Origin of the sequence: Saccharothrix texasensis, assembly GCF_003752005.1 — a bacterium.
GTDB classification, from domain to species: Bacteria; Actinomycetota; Actinomycetes; order Mycobacteriales; family Pseudonocardiaceae; genus Actinosynnema; species Actinosynnema texasense.
Genome location: NZ_RJKM01000001.1, coordinates 6,125,267 through 6,142,766, shown reverse-complemented (window position 1 = coordinate 6,142,766; position 17,500 = coordinate 6,125,267). Strand labels below are relative to the sequence as shown.

Genomic DNA, 17,500 nt, shown 5'->3' with positions numbered 1-17,500 from the left:
CTGCCGCGACGAGATGTGGAGGCAGTCGATGACCCAGCCAGTCGGTCCACCGCCGATGTGCGGTTCCTGCGGCGCGTACTTGCAGCCGCCGAGCGTCAACTGCGCCGTGTGCGGTGCGACGCAGTGGCCCGTGACGCAGGCCCCGCCTTCGGTGCACCCGCCCGTGCACCCGCTCGCGCACCCGGCGCCGCACGGGATGCACATGGGCGGTGTGGTCACCGCCAAGAACCCCGGCATCGCGGTGCTGCTGTCCCTGCTGTGGCTCGGGGCGGGCAACCTCTACGCGGGTCAGACGGCGCTCGGCGTGGTCCTGCTGCTGGTCAACTTCCCGCTGATCCTGCTGGCCATGACGGTGCTCGGGCTGATCGTCGCGTTCCCGGTGTGGGTCGTGCTGGTGGTCGTGTCGATCGTGCTGGCCATGCAGGGCGCGAAGGACTTCAACCGGCGCAACGGCATCGTGGTGCGGTAGCGGCGGCGGCTACCGGCCCAGCGTCGGCAGCACCTCGGTCGGGTAGCGGTCGCCGGCGACCGAGCCGGCGGGCACGGCGGCGGCGATGCGGGCCGACTGCGCCTCGGTGAGCTCCAGGTCCGCGGCGGCGGCGTTCTCCTCCACGTACTTCACCCGCTTGGTGCCGGGGATCGGCACCGCGCCCTGGTGGTGGACCCACGCCAGCGCGATCTGCGCCGCCGTCACGTCGTGCTCCCGCGCCACCTCGCGCAGCGACTCGACCAGCGCCAGGTTCCGGTCGAAGTTCCCCGCCGCGAACCGGGGCTGGCCGACGAGGCGGAAGTCACCGGCCGCGAAGTCGTCCTTCGACGTGTAGCGGCCGGTGAGGAAGCCGCGGCCCAGCGGCGAGTAGGCGACGACGCCGATGCCCAGCTCGCGGCACGTGGGCACGACCTCGTCCTCGATGTCGCGCGACCACAGCGACCACTCGGTCTGCACGGCCGCGACGGGGTGCACGGCGTGCGCGCGCCGGATCGTGTCCGCGCCCGCCTCGGACAGGCCGAGGTGCCGGACCTTGCCCTGCTCGACCAGCTCGGCCATCGCGCCCACGGTCTCCTCGATGGGCACCTCCGGGTCGACGCGGTGCTGGTAGTACAGGTCGACGTGGTCCGTGCCCAGGCGGCGCAACGACGCCTCGGCGGCCTGCCTGACGTACTCCGGGTCACCCCGCAGGCCCCACTCCGACCGGGGCTGCCCGGGTTCGCGGACGACGGCGAACTTCGTCGCCAGCACCACCTCGTCCCGGCGGTCCCGGATCGCCCGGCCGACCAGCTCCTCGTTGGTGAACGGCCCGTACATGTCGGCCGTGTCGAGGAACGTGACGCCCAGGTCCAGGGCGCGGTGGATGGTGGCGGTGGACTCGGCCTCGTCGCCGGGGCCGTAGAAGTCGCTCATGCCCATGCAGCCCAAGCCCTGCGCGCTCACCTCGAGCGCGCCCAACCGGCGCTTCTCCACGGTCGTCCTCCTCAGCTCACTTGTTCGACAGCGCCAGGAACTCCGGCGGGTACCGGTCGCCCGCCACGGTGGGCGCGGCGGCCTCGATCGCGCGGAGCTCGTCCGCGCTCAGCTCCAGGTCGGCGGCGGCGACGTTCTCCTCCAGATACCCCACCCGCTTGGTGCCCGGGATCGGGACGACGTGCTCACCCCGGTGGTGCACCCACGCCAGCGCCAGTTGACCGGCCGTGACGCCGCGTTCGGCGGCCAGCGCGCGCAGGGCGTCCACGATGGCCGTGTTGCGGGCGAGGTTCTCCTCGGCGAACCGGGGCAGGCCGCGGCGCATGTCGTCCTCGGCCAGGTCGGCGACGGACGTGACCCGGCCGGTCAGGAAGCCGCGGCCCAGCGGCGAGAACGGCACGATGCCGATGCCCAGCTCGCGGCACGTCGGCGCGATCTCGGCCTCCACGTCGCGCGTCCACAGCGACCACTCGCTCTGCAGGGCGCTGATCGGGTGCACGGCGTGCGCGCGGCGGATCGTCGCGGCGCCCGCCTCGGACAGGCCGAGGTGCCGGACCTTGCCCTGCTCGACCAGCTCGGCCATCGCGCCGACGGTCTCCTCGATCGGCACGTCCGGGTCGACGCGGTGCTGGTAGTACAGGTCGACGTGGTCCGTGCCCAGGCGGCGCAACGACGCCTCGACGGCCCGCTTGACGTAGGCGGCGTCACCGCGCGGCCTGCGGTCCGGGTCGCCGAGCCCGAACTTGGTCGCGAGCACGACCTCGTCCCGGCGACCCTTGATCGCCCGTCCCACCAGCTCCTCGTTCGCGCCCGCGCCGTAGACGTCCGCGGTGTCGAGGAGCGTGACGCCGAGGTCGAGCGCGCGGTGGACGGTGGCGACCGACTCGGCCTCGTCGCCGGCGCCGTAGGACTGGCTCATGCCCATGCAGCCCAGGCCCTGGTCGCCGACCCGGAGCCCGCCCAGCGACCTCACGCGGTCATCCCCTCGATGAACGTGTGCTCGATCTGCTCGTAGTGCGTGATCTTGTACTCGAGCACCTCCAGGCACGACTGGAGCTCGGCGACGCGCGCGCGGACCGAGGCGCGGTGCTCGAACAGCATCTGCTTGCGGCGCCCGGCGGTGGCCGCGCCGCTGTGCCTGAGCTGCGCGTACTCGCGCATCATCCGGATGGGCATGCCGGTGGTGCGCAGCCGGGTCAGGAAGACCAGCCAGCCGAGGTCGTCGTCGCTGTAGCTGCGCCGCCCGCCGGAGTCCCGGGCGGGCGGGTCGACCAGGCCGATCCGTTCGTAGTAGCGCAGGGTGTCGATCGACAACCCACTGCGCTCGGCCGCTTGAGCGATCGAGTAAGTCACGGTGTGACCGTAGGAGCTGGAGTGCACTCCAGGTCAACCCGGTTCGGGGTATCCGGCGACGTCACCCGGTCGTGGGGGCCGGTCGGTCACTCGTCCTTGGGCGTTCCCCATGCTTCCAGGTGGGCGGCCATGCCGCCGACGTCGATCTGCTCCCGGCCGAGCGCGCGCACCAGGTCGAGGGCTTCGTCCTCCTCCGCGTCGACCCACCAGCCGTTGATGTCGCACAAGGTCACGGCGGCGACCCAGCCCAGCCGCCAGTTGCCCTCGGCCAACGGGCGCGTGCGGACGATGGAGTCGAGCAACGCGGAAGCTTTGAGCCAGAGCGTGTCGTACGCCTCGACCCCCAGCACTGTGGCCCTGGGGCGGTGGGCTGCGGAGTCGAGGAGACCTAAGTCGCGCACGACCAGATCCCCGCCGGTGACGGCGGTCGCCAGCACGAGCAAGTCGCCGGCGTCGAGGTAGTTGACCACTGCTTGACGCGCTCCCTGTCCTGAGCGGTGGCGACTCCGGCACGACCACGCCGCGATCTGGGCGTGTTTCGTCCCATCACCCACCCCCTCAGGTCCGTTTCGCCTCCCCGCCCCGCGGGCGGTGAGGATGCTGTCGGCCGCGTTGTGCGCCGAAGCGCAACCTGGACGCAGCCCGATCTTCAACGGCGCACCATACCGGTGTGCTTCGGACCACCGTGGACGTTCACAGAGGTAGAGGGGTGAACGTCCTATGCCGCGCCGGTTGAGCTGCATGGATCGATCTTATCGAACATATGTTCGAACGGCGAGCGCGCACGGGGGTGTCACCCGAAGGTGTGGCAGTGGGTAATCGGTCGGGCGCCCTCGGTACGGGATCCCGCAACCAGGAGGGACCGGATCAGGCGGAGCCGAGGCGGTCGAGGAGTCCTCGGTACTTGGGGAGCACGCGTCCGAGGACCTCGGAGAGTTGCTCCTCCTTCTGCAGCCGGGCCCACCGCTCGGCCAACGCCAAGCGCACGACCTCCTGCTTCGAACGGCCCTCGGCTGCGGCGAGTTCGTCGAGCCGCCGGTTCTCCTCGTCGCTCAGACGCAGAGTCATCGCCATGGGAAACGACGGTACCAACTTGATACCACGATGGCCAGGCCGCGAATTATAACAGTGTTGCGATACGATGCCCCGGTGCCACGACCGAAGACACACGACGATGCGCTCCGCGGCCGGCTGCTCGAGCGGGCGGGCGAACTGCTGTCCACCGAAGGCCCTGGAGCTTTGAGCTTGCGCAGGCTCGCGGCGGATGTCAACACCTCGACCACGGCCGTGTACTCGCTGTTCGGCGGCAAACCGGCGCTGCTGAACGCCGTGTACGAGGAGGCGTTCCGCCGATTCGGTGAACGCATCGCGACCGTGCCGCAGACCGACGACCCGGTGGAGGACCTCGTCCAGATCGGCCTGGCGTACCGCGAGAGCGCGCTGGCCGACCCGCAGTTCTACCTGGTGATGTTCAGCAAGGTCGTGCCGAACTTCGAGCCGTCCGACGAGACGAAGGAAGCGGCCGTGCAGACGTTCCTGCCGGTGGTGCGGGACGTCGGCCGCGCGATCGAGTCGGGCGCGTTCACCCGGGAGCCGCCGGAGCGGATCGCGTTGGCGATGTGGGGCATGGTGCACGGCCTGGTCAGCCTGGAGCTCAACGGCAACCTGCCGCCGGGGGTCGAGATCGCCCCGGTCTACGAGCGCGCCCTGCGCGCGCAGGCGGACGGCTGGCGCGCGTCGTGAAGTAGGTGGGGCCCGGGGAGGTGGCCGCCGCGAAACCTCCCCGGACCCCGTGGACCGTCCCGTCAGGACAGTCCGCTGGTGAGCGCCTTGATCAGCTCGCCGTCGGCGGTGTCGCCGTCGAGCGACCAGATCATCGCGCCGCCAAGGCGCCGGTCGGCCACGTAGCGCCCCTTGCGCTTCATCTCGACCGGGTCGTCCCAGGTCCAGAACGTGGTGCCGTCGAACAACCAGGCGTGACCGGCCTTGGCATCCCGGTGCACGGTGAACTTCGCCAGCTGCGCCTTGAGGATCCGGTAGTCCTCGTACCCGGCCTCGTAGGTCGCGGGCGCGGGGCCGGCAGCGGGCTGGAACAGGCCGTCGCCCTCGTTCCGCACGCCGGTCCAGCCCCGGCTGTAGAACGGCACGCCCATCACGACCTTGCTCTTCGGCGCGCCGTTGCGCAGGTAGTGGTCGATCGCGACCTGCGAGCTGAACGGCGGCGCCGTCGGGTCCGCGGCGGGAGTGCGGATCGCCGACTGCTGGTTGGTCACCGGCTCCCAGGCGCCGTGGTAGTCGTAGCCCTGGATCGTGCCGAACGTCAGCAGCTCGAAGACCTTCCGGACCTCGAAGCCCCGGTCGACCTGCACGGGGTTGGCGGGCAGGAACGCGGTGAGGTCGTAGCGCTCGCCGGTGCGCCGGGTCAGCTTGCCCAGCTGCTCGCGGTACTCCACGAGCAGCGCGGTGAAGTTCCGCTTGTCCTCGGGTCGCACGACGTTGCCGGGCGCGGCCTCGGACGACGGCCACTCCCAGTCGAGGTCGACGCCGTCGAACACACCGGCCGCCGCACCGGGCGCGGCGTCGGGCAGGTTGCCCTTGAGCCACATGTCGAGGCAGGACGCCACGTGCGCGGCGCGCGACTCGGGGGTGAGGGCGGCGTTGGAGAAGTACTTCGACCCGGTCCAGCCGCCGAGCGAGATGTTGATCCGCAGCTTCGGGTACTCGGCCTTGAGCTGCTTGAGCTGGTTGAGGTTGCCCGACAGCGGCTGGCCCGCGACGTCGGCCTTGCCGTTGACGCTCTGCTCGGCGGCGAAGGGCCGCTGGTAGTCCGCCCACGGGTCGGCGCTGACGCACTTGCCGGACTCGTCGAGGAAGCCGAAGGCGTAGTTGAGGTGGGTGAGCCGCGGCGCGGTGCCGTTGGCCACGAGGTCGCGCACCAGGAAGTTGCGGTCGTAGCCGCTCCACTGGGTGTAGTACCCGACGACGCGCTCGCTCCTGCCGTGCCCGTCGCGGTCGTCGTGCCGGTCGTGGGCGACGGCCTGCGGCGCCAGGGACACGGTCATCGCCGTGGCCAGGAGGGCGGGGAGCACCCATCTCCTGCTCGACATGCTTCTCCTCGCGTGACTCCGGTGTGGTCCAGACCACGGTAGTGATGAGGTCTAGACCACCTCTACGGCCGTTCGGCCGAATCCGGTAATGCGAATTGTTCTCGCGTGCGTTGCAAACTTTTGCATGTGCGAGGTCGGTGGTGATCGCGCTAGCTTCGGCGGTGTTCAAGTTTGAACACTACGATCGCAGGGGGAAGTTGTGACGATCCTGGTCACCGGGGCGACGGGCACGACCGGAGGCGCGGTGGTGCGGCAGCTGGCGGCGGCGGGCGTGCCGGTGAAGGCGTTGACGCGCAACCCGGCACGGGCAGCGGTGCCCGAGGGCGTGGAGGTGGTGGGAGGCGACCTGACACGGCCGGCCGAGCTGCCGCTGGCGGGCGTGACAGGGGTGTTCCTGTTGGCGGCGATCGAGTCGGACGACGCGGTGGCCCACGCGCGGGCGTTCCTGGACTGCGCGCCGGACTTGCGACGGGTGGTGTTCCTGTCGAGCAGCGCGGTGACCGTCCGGCGGCCGGGCAGCTACGAGCTGCACCACGACGTGGAACGGGTGGTCGAGGCGTCCGGGGTGGCGTGGACCCACGTGCGGCCGGGCGAGTTCATGGCGAACAAGATGGTGTGGGCGCGGACGATCCGGGAGGAAGGCGTCGTGCGGGCGCCGTTCCCGGAGTCGGTCGGGGCGCCGGTGCACGAGGACGACGTGGCCGAGGTGGCGGTGCACGCGCTGCTGCGCGACGGGCACGCCGGCAAGGCGTACACGGTGAGCGGCCCGGAAGCCCTGACGCACGTCGAACAAGCCGCGGCGATCGGTCGCGGCCTGGGCCGCCCGATCCGCTTCGAACGCCTGACCTACGGCCAGGCCCGCGCGACCCTCATCCGCGACGAGGGCCTGCCCTACGACGTCGCCGAGTACCTGCTCGGCTACATGGCCCAGCACAACGAGGAACCGGCTTCCGTGACCCCCGACTTCACCACCGTCACGGGCCACCGCGGCCGCACCCTCTCCACCTGGGCCGCCGACCACTCCACCACCCTGACCCTCCCTTAACCCCGAGAGTCCAACCTCCAGCGCGCGAGAGTCCAACGTTCACGCACCTCGAGTTCAACACTCACGCCTAACGGTGTGCGGGTTGAGCGTTGAACTCGGGTGCTCTGAACGTTGGACTCTCGCGGCGTGGGCGTTGGACTCTCGCGGGGGTTAGTGGACGGCGCCGTATTGGCGGTCGCCGGCGTCGCCCAGGCCGGGGACGATGAAGCCCGAGTCGTTGAGGCGCTCGTCGATGCTGGCGGTGACCAGGCGGATCGGGTGGGCCGACTCTTCGAGGTGCTTGATGCCCTCGGGGGCGGCGAGGGCGCAGATCGCCGTCACGTCGGTCGCGCCCCGGTCGGTCAGCAGCCGGATCGTGTAGGCCATGGAGCCGCCGGTGGCGAGCATCGGGTCCAGCACGAAGACGGGACGGCCGGCCAGCGAGTCCGGCAGCGACTCCATGTACGGCGTCGGCTGGAGGGTCTCCTCGTCCCGCGCCAGGCCGACGAAGCCCATCTGCGCGTCCGGGATCAGCTTGTGCGCCTGGTCCGCCATGCCGAGGCCGGCCCGCAGCACCGGCACCAGCAGCGGCGGGTTGGCCAGGCGGTAGCCGGTGGTCCGGGCGACGGGCGTGTGCACCCGCTCCTCGGCCACGGGCAGGTCTCGCGTGGCCTCGTACACGAGCATCACGGTCAGCTCGTGCAGCGCGGCGCGGAACGCCGCGTTGTCCGTGCGGGCGTCACGCATGGTGGTCAGCCGCGCCCTGGCCAGTGGGTGATCGACAACGAGGACGTCCATGGTCGAACAGTATGTGGTACCCCCGACCGATGCCCGCCAGCTCGTTGCCCAGCTCGGTGGTCCGCTTCAAGGATGCGGCGGGTCGAACCGTCGGGGCGGGAAGAGCAGGCGGTGGGCCGGTTCGGTTCGGGGTTGACGGAGTGCTGCCGGGGGTAACGAACTGACATGGCCGACCACGTGCGGATCGGGGTTCTTGGGGCGGCGCGGATCGTGCCGGCGGCGTTGGTCCGGCCGGGGCGGTCCGTGGCGTCGGTGGAGGTGGCGGCGATCGCGGCGCGGGAGGTCGGGCGGGCGCAGGAGTTCGCTGACCGGTTCGGCATTCCCCAGGTCCACGGGAGCTACGACGAGTTGTTGGACGACCCGAACGTGGACGCGGTCTACGTGCCGCTGCCCAACGGGTTGCACGGGAAGTGGACGTTGGCGGCGTTGGCGGCCGGGAAGCACGTGCTGTGCGAGAAGCCGTTCGCGGCCAACGCGGACGAGGCGGCGGAGGTCGCGGCGGCGGCGAAGAGCAGCGGGCTGGTGGTGATGGAGGCGTTCCACTACCGGTACCACCCGTTGGCGCTGCGGTTGGCGGATGTGGTCGCGGAGTTGGGCAAGCTGCGGCACGTGGAGGCGCGCCTGGCGTTCCCGATGCCGAAGTTCAAGGACATCCGGTACTCGCTGGACCTGGCCGGCGGGGCGTTGATGGACGCCGGGTGCTACGCGGTGAACATGGTGCGGTACCTGGGCGGTGACGAGCCGGAGGTGAAGTCGGCGCGGGCGTTGCTGAAGGGCGAGGGCGTCGACCGGGCGATGCGGGCGGAGCTGAAGTTCCCCGCCGGGCACACCGGGACCGTGGTGACGTCGATGTGGTCTCGGTCGTTGCTGAGGCTCTCGGCGAAGGTGTTGGGCGCCAACGGCGAGCTGCGCGTGTTCAACCCGTTCTCGCCGCAGCACGGGCACCGGCTCACGGTGAAGCTGGACGGCCACCGGCGGGTCGAGCGGTTCGACCGGCGGCCGTCGTACGAGTACCAGCTGGAGGCGTTCGCCGACGCCGTGCTGCACGGCAAGCCGTTCCCCACGACGGCGGACGACGCGGTGGCCACGATGCGGGTCGTGGACGACATCTACCGGGCCGCCGGCCTGCCGGTCCGTCAGCCGAGCTGATCAGGGTCGCCGGTGCGCGTCGCCGGCTCGGCGGGAACCGCGGCGGCCGGGCGTTCCTCCAAGGGGAGTACCGCCTGGCGAAGGCCACTGCCCCGAGGAGCACCGGATGGACGTCACGCGAGCGAGCAGCCGTTCCCGTCCGCTGCGGTGGCTCGTCGTCCTCGTCGCGGCCGTGGCGCTGGTCGGGTGCCAGGGCCCGGCCGAACCGGCGGTGAAGTCCGGGACCGGGGAGCTGCGGACCGACCCGGAACCGCTCGTCGAGCGCTTCCCGGTGCTCGCGGCGCTGGAGGGCGCGCGGTGGATGTCCGGCACGTTCGGCCGTGCCGACGTGCCCGGACCGTCGACCTACTGGATCGACGCGGTCGTGACGCTGCCGGCGGCCGAGGTCGAGCGGGTGCGGTCGGCTTACGCGCCGGCCGACGAGGGCATGACGCCCGACATCACGGAGGCGATGCGGGCGGAGTTGCCGGGCGGGCCGTTCCTGACCGGGGACGCGCTGGACGCGGCGTTCGACCACGAGCGCTGGCACGCGTCGGCCTTCCTCGACCCGAAATCCGGCCGACTCGTGCTCATCGCGACAGGAACGTGAGCATCCTCTCCTAGACTCACCCGTGTGAGCGACGAGCTGGTGCCGGACCCCCGTCAGATGCGTGCCTCGGACGCCGACCGCGAGAAGGTCGCCCAGGTGCTCCAGCAGGCGCACGGCGAAGGCAGGCTCGACCTGCACGAGCTGGACGAACGCCTGGCGGCGGTGTACTCGGCCAAGACCTACGGCGAGCTGGTGCCGCTGACCGCCGACCTGGGCGTGCCCGCGCCGTCGGTGATGCCCGTGCCGATGACGCGGAACGCGCCCGCGTCGCGCATCGGCGGCACGCCCGGCTCCACGGTCTCGTTCGCGTTCTGGTCGGGTGTGGAGCGGCGCGGCGAGTGGGTCATGCCGCCGACGCACACGGCGGTGGCGGTCATGGGCGGTGTCGAGCTGGACCTGACCCGGGCCCGCTTCTCGCAGGGCGAGACGACCATCAACGCCTACGCGCTCATGGGCGCGGTGGAGATCATCGTGCCGGAGGACGTCACCGTCCGCGTGTCCGGCATCGGCTTCATGGGCGCGTTCGAGGACGCCACGCACAAGGGCGCGCCGACGATCCCCGGCGGCCCGATCGTGAACATCACCGGGTTCGCGATGATGGGCGCGGTCGAGGTGAAGCGGCCGAAGAAGAAGAAACTCAAGGGGCGCTCCCACGACGAGCTGGAGGGCTAGCCCGAACGTGCGGGTGAGGTGACCGAGCCCTGCTTTTGCCCGTCTGACCTGCCCGAAGTCGCTCACTTAGGACGGCCGTCCCATTCCGCCTAGACTCGGCGGCATGGCTGCTCCATCGACAACGCCGTCGCTGCCCCCGGCGCTCGCGGACGCCGTCCGCGACGACGCGTCGCTGCGCCGGTTCCTGCACGGACTGCCCGGTGTGGACCAGGTCGGCGTCGAACAGCGCGCGGCCGGTCTGGGCACTCGCAGCATCAAGAAGGCCGCCAAGATGTGGGCCATCGACACCGCCATCGGCATGGTCGACCTGACCACGCTGGAAGGCGCGGACACGCACGGCAAGGTGCGGTCGCTCGCGGCGAAGGCGCGGCGGCCCGACCCGGACGACCCGGACGTGCCGAAGGTCGCCGCCGTCTGCGTGTACCCGGACATGGTGGAGACGGCCGTCGAGGAGCTGCGGGGCACCGGGGTCGGCGTCGCCAGCGTCGCGACCGCGTTCCCGTCCGGCCGGTCGAGCCTGAAGGTGAAGCTGGAGGACACCGCCTACGCCGTCGACGCGGGCGCCACCGAGATCGACATGGTGATCGACCGGGGCGCGTTCCTGTCCGGCCGGTACGGGCAGGTGTTCGACGAGATCGCGCAGGTCAAGCGGGCCTGCGGGGACGCGCACCTGAAGGTGATCCTGGAGACCGGCGAGCTCGCGACCTACGACAACGTGCGCCGCGCGTCCTGGCTCGGCCTGCTCGCGGGCGGCGACTTCATCAAGACGTCGACCGGCAAGGTCTCCCCCGCCGCGACGCTGCCGGTCACGCACGTGATGTTGCAGGCCGTCCGCGACTGGCACGCCCAGACCGGCGAGCTCAGGGGTGTGAAGCCCGCCGGCGGCATCCGCACGACCAAGGACGCGATCAAGTACCTGGTCGCGGTGCACGAGGTCGCGGGACCGGAGTGGCTGGCCCCGACCCTGTTCCGCTTCGGTGCCTCCACGCTGCTCAACGACCTGCTGATGCAGCGGCGCACCCAGTTGGCCGGCCACTACAGCGGCCCCGATTACGTGACGGTGGACTGACATGTGGGAATACGCGCCCGCGCCCGAATCACGGGACATCGCGAACCTCAAGCCGAACTACCGGATGTTCATCGACGGCCAGTTCGTCGAAGGCGCCGGTGAGCCGCTGAAGACCGTCAACCCCGGCACGGAGGAGGTGCTGGCCGAGGTCTCCACGGCCGCGCCGGCGGACGTCGACAAGGCCGTGAAGGCCGCGCGCCGCGCCTACGACCGGGTCTGGGGCCGGATGCCCGGCGCCGAGCGCGCCAAGTACATCTTCCGCATCGCCCGCCTGATCCAGGAGCGGTCGCGGGAGCTGGCGGTGCTGGAGTCGCTGGACAACGGCAAGCCCATCAAGGAATCACGTGACGTGGACGTGCCGACGGCCGCCGCGCACTTCTTCTACCACGCGGGCTGGGCGGACAAGCTCGGCTACGCGGGCCTCGGCCCCGACCCGCGCCCGCTCGGCGTGGCGGGCCAGGTCATCCCGTGGAACTTCCCGCTGATGATGGCGGCGTGGAAGATCGCGCCCGCGCTGGCGACCGGCAACACGGTGGTGATCAAGCCCGCCGAGACGACGCCGCTGAGCGCGCTGGTGCTGGCCGAGATCATCCAGCAGGCCGACCTGCCGCCCGGGGTGGTGAACATCCTCGCCGGCGCGGGTGACGTCGGCTCGGCCGTCGTGTCGCACCCGGACGTGGACAAGGTGGCGTTCACCGGGTCGACCGAGGTCGGCAAGCTCATCCAGCGGCAGCTGGCCGGCACCGGCCGCAAGCTCACCCTGGAGCTGGGCGGCAAGGCGGCGAACATCGTGTTCGACGACGCGCCGCTGGACCAGGCGGTCGAGGGCATCGTCAACGGCATCTTCTTCAACCAGGGCCACGTGTGCTGCGCGGGCTCGCGGCTGCTGGTGCAGGAGTCGGTGGCCGACGAGCTGCTGGAGAAGCTGCACGCCCGCGTGTCGACGCTGCGCGTCGGCGACCCGCTGGACAAGAACACCGACGTCGGCGCGATCAACTCGCGCGAGCAGCTGACGAAGATCCAGGAGCTGGTCGAGACGGGCGACGCCGAGGGCGCGCAGCGGTGGACGTCCGCGTGCCCGTTGCCGGACAAGGGTTTCTACTTCGCGCCGACGGTGTTCTCCAACGTGTCGCAGGCGATGCGGATCGCGCGCGAGGAGATCTTCGGCCCGGTGCTGTCGGTGCTCACGTTCCGCACGCCGGACGAGGCCGTGGCCAAGGCCAACAACACGCCCTACGGGCTGTCGGCCGGCATCTGGACCGAGAAGGGGTCGCGCATCCTGTGGGCGGCGCAGAAGATGCGCGCCGGCGTGGTGTGGGCCAACACGTTCAACCGCTTCGACCCGACCGCCCCGTTCGGCGGCTACCAGGAGTCGGGCTTCGGCCGCGAAGGCGGTCGCACCGGGCTGGAGGCGTACCTCGATGTCTGAGAACCGGATCGCGGTCACGAAGACGTACAAGCTCTACATCGGCGGCGCGTTCCCCCGGTCGGAGTCCGGCCGGTCCTACCCGGTGGTGGACGCGAAGGGCGCGTTCCTGGCGAACGCGGCGCAGGGTTCGCGCAAGGACGCCCGGGACGCGGTCGCGGCGGCGCGCAAGGCGTTCCCCGGCTGGGCGGGCGCCACGGCGTACAACCGGGGGCAGGTGCTGTTCCGGGTGGCCGAGGTGCTGGAGGGCCGGCGGGAGCAGTTCACCGCCGAGGTCGCCGCGTGCGAGGGCGTCGCGGTGAAGAAGGCGCAGTCGCTGGTGGACGCGGCCATCGACCGGTGGGTCTGGTACGCGGGGTGGACCGACAAGGTCGCCACGGTGCTCGGCGCGTCGAACCCGGTGGCCGGGCCGTACTTCTCGTTCTCCGTGCCGGAGCCGACGGGCGTGGTCGCGGTGCTCGCGCCGCAGCAGTCGTCGCTGCTGGGGCTGATCAGCGCGGTGGCGCCGGTGATCGCGACCGGCAACACGGCGGTGGTCGTGACGTCGCAGGACCGGCCGTTGCCCGCGGTGACGTTGTCGGAGGTGCTGGCGACCTCCGACCTGCCCGGTGGTGTGGTGAACGTGCTGACCGGGCGCACGGCGGAGATCGCGCCGTGGCTGGCGTCGCACGCGGACGTGAACGCGCTGGACCTGACCGGCGCCCCGGAGTCGACGCGGGCGGACCTGGAGCGCGCGGCGGCGGGCACGGTGAAGCGCGTGCTGCGGGCGCGCCCGTCGGAGGACTTCACCCGCGAGCCGGACCTGGCCCGGCTGCGGGCGTTCCTGGAGATGAAGACGGTCTGGCACCCGATCGGCGTTTAGCGCCGGCAGCCGAACCAGCTGTAGGCGAGCAGGCCGGTGCAGCCGAGCACGACCGCGGTGACGGTGGCCGAGGTGGTGCCGGCCGGTTGCACCGGCCAGGTCAGCAGGCGGCTGAGCCAGTGGTCGTCGAAGGACGGGACGACGAGCGTCACGCCGGTCCAGCCGATCGGCAACGCCCACGCGGCGCGGGCGCCGAGCAGCAGCGCGCCGAGCGCGGCCGAGCCGCCCAGGCCGGCGACGTCGCGGATCACCAACGCGTCCGGGGCGATCGGGGCGGTGACCCGGCCCGCGGCCAGCAGCAGCGCGGCGACGAACGCGCCGCCCAGCAGCAGGTGCGCGGCCCGGCGGGGCGGCCAGCCGAACGCGGCGGTGCGGTCGAGCGCCCGGTCGTGCCCGTCGAGACCGGTCGAGACGGCGGCCACCCCGAGGGCCGCGCCGAACGCGGCGAGCCGCGGGCTGCCGTCGGTCTCGGCGAGGGCGGCCAGCGCCGCCACGCCGACCGCCACGACCGCCGCCGACACCGGGACCCCGCGGGAGCGGGCGTAGAGCGCCACCCACCGCGTCACGTGGTGCCCGCCATCAGGGTGGTGAGGGCGTCGCCCGCGCAGGCCGCCTGCGTGTCGCGGGCCGCCTGGACGCGGGCCGCCTGGTCGGGTCCGGGCAGGGAGCGCAGGTGCTCCCACGCCTCGGCGGCCAGGCCGTCGGTCTCCCTGCTCACCCACGACCGGTACATCGGCAGGGGCTCGAAGCGGCCGGTCAGCCAGGCCGTCATCACCGTGCGGGCGGCCAGCTCGCGGGCGCCCGCGGCCGGGACGTACTGGCCGTAGCAGGAGCGCGTGCCCGCGCCCGCGACCAGGTACGCCGTGACCTGCTCGGCCGTCGGCGGCACGCGGCGGAAGTACGTGAACTCGTCCAGGTGCACCCACACCGCCTCCGCCGGCTCGGGACCGCGCCCGTCCACCGGGCGGACGGGTGCGGCCACCTCGCGCACCGACGTCGGCGGGGAGGGCAGCTTCGCCAGCGCCCGCAGCGCCTCCCGCGCGGGCCCCGTCAACGCGGGCCGCTCGTCCTCGTGCGCCCGGGTCAGGCACAGCCCTTCGTGGCAGACCAGCTCCGCGGCCGCCGCGTCGGGCGTCCACACCCCCTCCGGCGCGGAGGGCAGCAACGGCACCGCCACGGCGCCCGCCACCAGCAGCGGCAGCACGCCCGGCCACGCCCGGCGCAGCGCCACCAGCAGGAACCCCGCCGCCGCCACCCCGGCGAACCACACCGCCTGCGCCGCGGTCACCGACCACGCCACCGACGCGAACACCGTCACCGGCGACGGCAGCGAAGGCAGCAGCAGCGTCCAGCGGAACGCGCCGGCGGCGGGCTCCAGCCCGAGCACCATCAGCGCGAACCCGGCGACCGCCAGCGCGGGCGGCGTCAACGGCGAGGGCGCCAGCCTGCCCACACCCATGCCCAGCCACGCGCCCCCGACCAGGGCCAGCACGCCGACCAGCGCCACCGGCAGCCACCCGAGGTGGAAGTAGTCCGTCGCCGACGCCACCTGCACCGCGCCGACGGCGGACACCACCGCGTAGCCCGCGGTCAGCGCGACGGCCACCGCGCCGAACGTCCACGCCACCCGCTGCGCGCGGGGCCGCGGCGTGGAGCCGAACAGCTCCTCCACCCCCGACCGCCGGTCCCGCAGCCCCTGCAGCCCGCCCGCGCCGAGCGCCAGCGGCCACACGAACAGGAACGTGAGCCTGATGAACTCGGCCGACGTCGTCCACTGCCGCGTCCACGCCGTGCTGTTCTTCATCGACGGGCCCCAGTGCAGCAGCCCCACCATGACCAGCACCGCCAGCACGCCGAGCACCGGCGCCGCGGTGCGCCTCAGCTCGATCCCGAGGATCCTCACCACGCACCGCCCAGCAGCGACGAGTAGCCGCGCTCGATGGGGCTGTCGCCGACGTCGTCCGGCCCGCCCGCCGCCGCCAGCTCGGCGGGCGTGCCCTGGAAGACCAGCTTGCCCGCGGCGACCAGCACGACGTCCGTGCAAGCCGCCGCGACGTCCTCGACCAGGTGCGTGGACACGACCACGCACGAGTCGGCGCCCAGTTCCTGCACCAGTTCCCGGAACCGGACCCGTTGACCGGGGTCCAGGCCGGCGGTCGGCTCGTCGAGCAGCAGCACCTCGGGGTCGTTCACGATCGCCTGCGCGATGCCCGCCCGCCGCACCATGCCGCCGGACAGCGTCTTGAGCCGGTCGTCCGCGCGGTCGGCCAGCCCGACCCGTTCGACGGCCCGCTGCACCGCGCCGGGGACGTCGCGCTTCGGCATCTCCTTGAGCCAGGCCACGTACTCGACGAACTCGCGGACCGTGAACCGCTTGTAGTAGCCGAAGTCCTGCGGCAGGTAGCCGAGCGCGCGGCGCACCCGGCGCAGGTCCAGCCGCCCGGACACCGGCGTGCCCAACACCTCCAACGTGCCCGACACGGGCCGCAGCACGGTCGCCAGCGACCGGATCAGCGTGGTCTTGCCCGCGCCGTTCGGCCCGAGCAGCCCGTGCACGCCCCGGCCGAGCCGCAGGTCCAGCCCGTCCACCGCCATCGTCCGGCCCGCGCGCACGCGCAGCCCCCTCGCCTCGACCTGCCAGGCGTACCCCGTCGGCGCGACTTCCGCCGCGCTCACCGCACGTGCCACGAGCCTTCCCTCCATCACAGCCGCCCGTAGGCCGCGGACCTGAAGAACACGGCGGCGGCGCCCCCGACGAGCACCGCCGCCCACACCGGCGCCGCGCCCGGCGCGAGCACACCGGGCACGTCGCCGACGACCACCGCCGGACCGATCACCAGCACCGCCCACGCGGACGCGGCGGCGACACCGGCCCGGCGCACCCCGATCAGGCCGCCGAGCGCGAGCGTCACCGCCGTGACGGCGAGGCACGGCAGCAACCAGTACGCCGGTGACGCGCCGGCCAGCCAACCGCCGGCCAGCAGCACCGGCAGCACGGCCACGAGCACCGCGAACGTGCGGCGCAGCACCAGTTGCAGCCCGGCCCGGGGCGTGGACACGACCAGTTCGTGGGCCGGGTCCATCCCCCGCGACCACGCCGCCGCCACACCGAGGACGGGCACGATCGGCGCGAGCAGCAGCACGCCGGACGACGCCGAGCCGCCCGGCAGCAGCCCGTCGAGCGACAGCGCCGCCAGCACCACGAACGCCGTCATGGCCAGCCAGGGCGGCAGCGACGGCGTGGCCCACCGCGCGAGCCGGTGCCGTCGGCGGGCCGGTGTCCCGGTCGGCTCCAGCCCCGCCCACACCGCCGCGGTCAACGCCGTGACCTGCGGTGGGGCTACGTCGGCCAGGCGCAACCGGCACGTCTCGCACGTCTCCAGGTGGGCCTCGACCGCCCACAGCACGTCGGCGGGCAGGTCGTCGCCGGCCGCGTACCGGGCGATCGAGTCGGCGCTCGGGTGCTCGGTCATGACAGTGCCTCCCGCATCGCGATCCGGGCCCGCCGGGCGCGGGTCTTCACGGTGCCCTCGGGCACCCCGAGCAGCACCGCGGTCTCGCGCACGGTCAGCCCGTCCAGCACCATCGCCTGCAGCACCTGCCGCAGCTCGGGCGCCAGGTCGCGCAACGCGCCGCCGACGTCGTCGCCCAACGCGCTCGCCAGCGCCTCGTCCTCGGCGGCGGGCGCGGTGCCGGCCGCCGGCAGCGGCCGGGCCTGGTGCGCGCGCCGGCGGAACGCGTCGACCAGCCGCCGGGCCGCGATCGTCCACAGCCAGCCGACCGCCGTGCCGTCGACCGCCTCGCCCGCGAAGGACCCCGCCGCCCGCCACACCGCCAGGTACGTCTCCTGCATGACCTCGGCCACGACCTGCTCGTCGGCGCACCGGCGGCGCAGTCGCACGGTCAGCCACGGCGACGTGCGGCGGTAGAGCTCTTCGAAGGCCGCGCGGTCGCCGCGGGCCACCGCGCGCACCAACTGCTCCTCGTTC

The 17,500-nt window shown here is 72.5% G+C and carries 21 protein-coding genes; 9 read left to right on the top strand and 12 right to left on the bottom strand.

What is annotated here, in order from left to right:
* Positions 1–28: 28 nt before the first annotated feature.
* A complete protein-coding gene (locus EDD40_RS27205; RefSeq protein ID WP_148088929.1) occupies positions 29–469 on the top strand; it encodes a TM2 domain-containing protein in 441 nt (146 codons plus the stop codon).
* A gap of 9 nt (positions 470–478) precedes the next feature.
* Here EDD40_RS27205 and EDD40_RS27200 read toward each other — a convergent pair whose 3' ends face one another.
* The 5 genes from EDD40_RS27200 to EDD40_RS27180 all read right to left on the bottom strand — a co-directional run bounded on the left by EDD40_RS27200 (position 479) and on the right by EDD40_RS27180 (position 3,889).
* Positions 479–1,408 (bottom strand): aldo/keto reductase, encoded by a 930-nt coding sequence (locus EDD40_RS27200; protein WP_123748308.1) that lies wholly within the window; start codon positions 1,406–1,408, stop codon positions 479–481.
* A 70-nt stretch (positions 1,409–1,478) separates the two neighbouring features.
* Complete coding sequence (locus tag EDD40_RS27195; RefSeq protein ID WP_123748307.1) at positions 1,479–2,387, bottom strand: aldo/keto reductase; 909 nt, start codon at positions 2,385–2,387, stop codon at positions 1,479–1,481.
* Between the two features lie 44 nt (positions 2,388–2,431).
* Positions 2,432–2,815, bottom strand: a complete 384-nt coding sequence (locus EDD40_RS27190) for a MerR family transcriptional regulator (protein ID WP_123748306.1) — start codon at positions 2,813–2,815, stop codon at positions 2,432–2,434.
* An 86-nt stretch (positions 2,816–2,901) separates the two neighbouring features.
* The gene (locus EDD40_RS27185) at positions 2,902–3,285 is read right to left on the bottom strand and encodes a type II toxin-antitoxin system death-on-curing family toxin (RefSeq protein WP_123745441.1); all 384 of its coding nucleotides are present in this window, start codon (positions 3,283–3,285) and stop codon (positions 2,902–2,904) included.
* A 397-nt stretch (positions 3,286–3,682) separates the two neighbouring features.
* Positions 3,683–3,889 carry a type II toxin-antitoxin system VapB family antitoxin gene (locus EDD40_RS27180; protein ID WP_015105038.1) on the bottom strand — a complete coding sequence of 69 codons (207 nt, stop codon included), beginning with the start codon at positions 3,887–3,889 and terminating at the stop codon, positions 3,683–3,685.
* A gap of 75 nt (positions 3,890–3,964) precedes the next feature.
* On the opposite strand from EDD40_RS27180, the gene EDD40_RS27175 reads away from it, so the two are divergent.
* Positions 3,965–4,558, top strand: a complete 594-nt coding sequence (locus EDD40_RS27175) for a TetR/AcrR family transcriptional regulator (protein WP_123745440.1) — start codon at positions 3,965–3,967, stop codon at positions 4,556–4,558.
* A 62-nt stretch (positions 4,559–4,620) separates the two neighbouring features.
* Here EDD40_RS27175 and EDD40_RS27170 read toward each other — a convergent pair whose 3' ends face one another.
* Positions 4,621–5,922, bottom strand: coding sequence for a glycoside hydrolase family 18 protein (locus EDD40_RS27170; RefSeq protein ID WP_123745439.1), 1,302 nt, complete (start codon positions 5,920–5,922; stop codon positions 4,621–4,623).
* 199 nt (positions 5,923–6,121) lie between these two features.
* Here EDD40_RS27170 and EDD40_RS27165 point away from each other — a divergent pair, with 199 nt between their 5' ends.
* Positions 6,122–6,967 (top strand): NmrA family NAD(P)-binding protein, encoded by an 846-nt coding sequence (locus EDD40_RS27165; protein ID WP_123745438.1) that lies wholly within the window; start codon positions 6,122–6,124, stop codon positions 6,965–6,967.
* Positions 6,968–7,117: 150 nt separating this feature from the next.
* On the opposite strand, the gene upp is transcribed toward EDD40_RS27165, so the two are convergent.
* Complete coding sequence (gene upp, locus EDD40_RS27160) at positions 7,118–7,744, bottom strand: uracil phosphoribosyltransferase (RefSeq protein WP_123745437.1); 627 nt, start codon at positions 7,742–7,744, stop codon at positions 7,118–7,120.
* Between the two features lie 165 nt (positions 7,745–7,909).
* Here upp and EDD40_RS27155 point away from each other — a divergent pair, with 165 nt between their 5' ends.
* The 6 genes from EDD40_RS27155 to EDD40_RS27130 all read left to right on the top strand — a co-directional run bounded on the left by EDD40_RS27155 (position 7,910) and on the right by EDD40_RS27130 (position 13,511).
* Complete coding sequence (locus EDD40_RS27155; RefSeq protein WP_123745436.1) at positions 7,910–8,893, top strand: Gfo/Idh/MocA family protein; 984 nt, start codon at positions 7,910–7,912, stop codon at positions 8,891–8,893.
* A 106-nt stretch (positions 8,894–8,999) separates the two neighbouring features.
* Positions 9,000–9,482 carry a hypothetical protein gene (locus tag EDD40_RS27150; protein ID WP_123745435.1) on the top strand — a complete coding sequence of 161 codons (483 nt, stop codon included), beginning with the start codon at positions 9,000–9,002 and terminating at the stop codon, positions 9,480–9,482.
* A gap of 24 nt (positions 9,483–9,506) precedes the next feature.
* The gene (locus EDD40_RS27145) at positions 9,507–10,154 is read left to right on the top strand and encodes a DUF1707 SHOCT-like domain-containing protein (protein ID WP_246037831.1); all 648 of its coding nucleotides are present in this window, start codon (positions 9,507–9,509) and stop codon (positions 10,152–10,154) included.
* A gap of 103 nt (positions 10,155–10,257) precedes the next feature.
* Positions 10,258–11,223, top strand: coding sequence for a deoxyribose-phosphate aldolase (deoC, locus tag EDD40_RS27140; protein ID WP_123745434.1), 966 nt, complete (start codon positions 10,258–10,260; stop codon positions 11,221–11,223).
* Between the two features lies 1 nt (position 11,224).
* Positions 11,225–12,652 carry an aldehyde dehydrogenase family protein gene (locus EDD40_RS27135; protein WP_123745433.1) on the top strand — a complete coding sequence of 476 codons (1,428 nt, stop codon included), beginning with the start codon at positions 11,225–11,227 and terminating at the stop codon, positions 12,650–12,652.
* On the top strand, positions 12,645–13,511 hold the full coding sequence (locus EDD40_RS27130; RefSeq protein ID WP_123745432.1) for an aldehyde dehydrogenase family protein: 867 nt from the start codon (positions 12,645–12,647) through the stop codon (positions 13,509–13,511). The genes EDD40_RS27135 and EDD40_RS27130 overlap by 8 nt, the downstream gene beginning before the upstream one ends.
* Here the strand turns inward: EDD40_RS27130 and EDD40_RS27125 are convergent.
* From EDD40_RS27125 to EDD40_RS27105, 5 genes are read right to left on the bottom strand one after another with little or no spacing between them, the layout of a single operon-like run.
* Entirely contained in the window at positions 13,508–14,077 is a 570-nt protein-coding gene (locus EDD40_RS27125; protein WP_123745431.1) for a hypothetical protein, read from the bottom strand. The two genes, EDD40_RS27130 and EDD40_RS27125, sit on opposite strands and share 4 nt — an antisense overlap.
* Complete coding sequence (locus EDD40_RS27120; protein ID WP_148088928.1) at positions 14,074–15,414, bottom strand: hypothetical protein; 1,341 nt, start codon at positions 15,412–15,414, stop codon at positions 14,074–14,076. Before EDD40_RS27120 ends, EDD40_RS27125 begins: the two co-directional genes overlap by 4 nt.
* Positions 15,411–16,214 carry an ABC transporter ATP-binding protein gene (locus tag EDD40_RS27115; RefSeq protein ID WP_123745429.1) on the bottom strand — a complete coding sequence of 268 codons (804 nt, stop codon included), beginning with the start codon at positions 16,212–16,214 and terminating at the stop codon, positions 15,411–15,413. The genes EDD40_RS27120 and EDD40_RS27115 overlap by 4 nt, the downstream gene beginning before the upstream one ends.
* A complete protein-coding gene (locus tag EDD40_RS27110; protein WP_123745428.1) occupies positions 16,214–16,984 on the bottom strand; it encodes a cupin domain-containing protein in 771 nt (256 codons plus the stop codon). Before EDD40_RS27110 ends, EDD40_RS27115 begins: the two co-directional genes overlap by 1 nt.
* Positions 16,981–17,484, bottom strand: a complete 504-nt coding sequence (locus EDD40_RS27105) for an RNA polymerase sigma factor (RefSeq protein ID WP_246037830.1) — start codon at positions 17,482–17,484, stop codon at positions 16,981–16,983. The genes EDD40_RS27110 and EDD40_RS27105 overlap by 4 nt, the downstream gene beginning before the upstream one ends.
* Positions 17,485–17,500 lie beyond the last annotated feature (16 nt).

Coding starts and splice junctions, on each gene's coding strand:
- EDD40_RS27205 (WP_148088929.1), top strand. CDS start 29: ATGACCCAGCCAGTCGGTCCACCGCCGATGTGCGGTTCCTGCGGCGCG.
- EDD40_RS27200 (WP_123748308.1), bottom strand. CDS start 1,408: ATGGGCATGAGCGACTTCTACGGCCCCGGCGACGAGGCCGAGTCCACC.
- EDD40_RS27195 (WP_123748307.1), bottom strand. CDS start 2,387: ATGGGCATGAGCCAGTCCTACGGCGCCGGCGACGAGGCCGAGTCGGTC.
- EDD40_RS27180 (WP_015105038.1), bottom strand. CDS start 3,889: ATGGCGATGACTCTGCGTCTGAGCGACGAGGAGAACCGGCGGCTCGAC.
- EDD40_RS27170 (WP_123745439.1), bottom strand. CDS start 5,922: ATGTCGAGCAGGAGATGGGTGCTCCCCGCCCTCCTGGCCACGGCGATG.
- upp (WP_123745437.1), bottom strand. CDS start 7,744: ATGGACGTCCTCGTTGTCGATCACCCACTGGCCAGGGCGCGGCTGACC.
- EDD40_RS27155 (WP_123745436.1), top strand. CDS start 7,910: ATGGCCGACCACGTGCGGATCGGGGTTCTTGGGGCGGCGCGGATCGTG.
- EDD40_RS27150 (WP_123745435.1), top strand. CDS start 9,000: ATGGACGTCACGCGAGCGAGCAGCCGTTCCCGTCCGCTGCGGTGGCTC.
- deoC (WP_123745434.1), top strand. CDS start 10,258: ATGGCTGCTCCATCGACAACGCCGTCGCTGCCCCCGGCGCTCGCGGAC.
- EDD40_RS27135 (WP_123745433.1), top strand. CDS start 11,225: ATGTGGGAATACGCGCCCGCGCCCGAATCACGGGACATCGCGAACCTC.
- EDD40_RS27130 (WP_123745432.1), top strand. CDS start 12,645: ATGTCTGAGAACCGGATCGCGGTCACGAAGACGTACAAGCTCTACATC.
- EDD40_RS27115 (WP_123745429.1), bottom strand. CDS start 16,214: ATGGAGGGAAGGCTCGTGGCACGTGCGGTGAGCGCGGCGGAAGTCGCG.
- EDD40_RS27110 (WP_123745428.1), bottom strand. CDS start 16,984: ATGACCGAGCACCCGAGCGCCGACTCGATCGCCCGGTACGCGGCCGGC.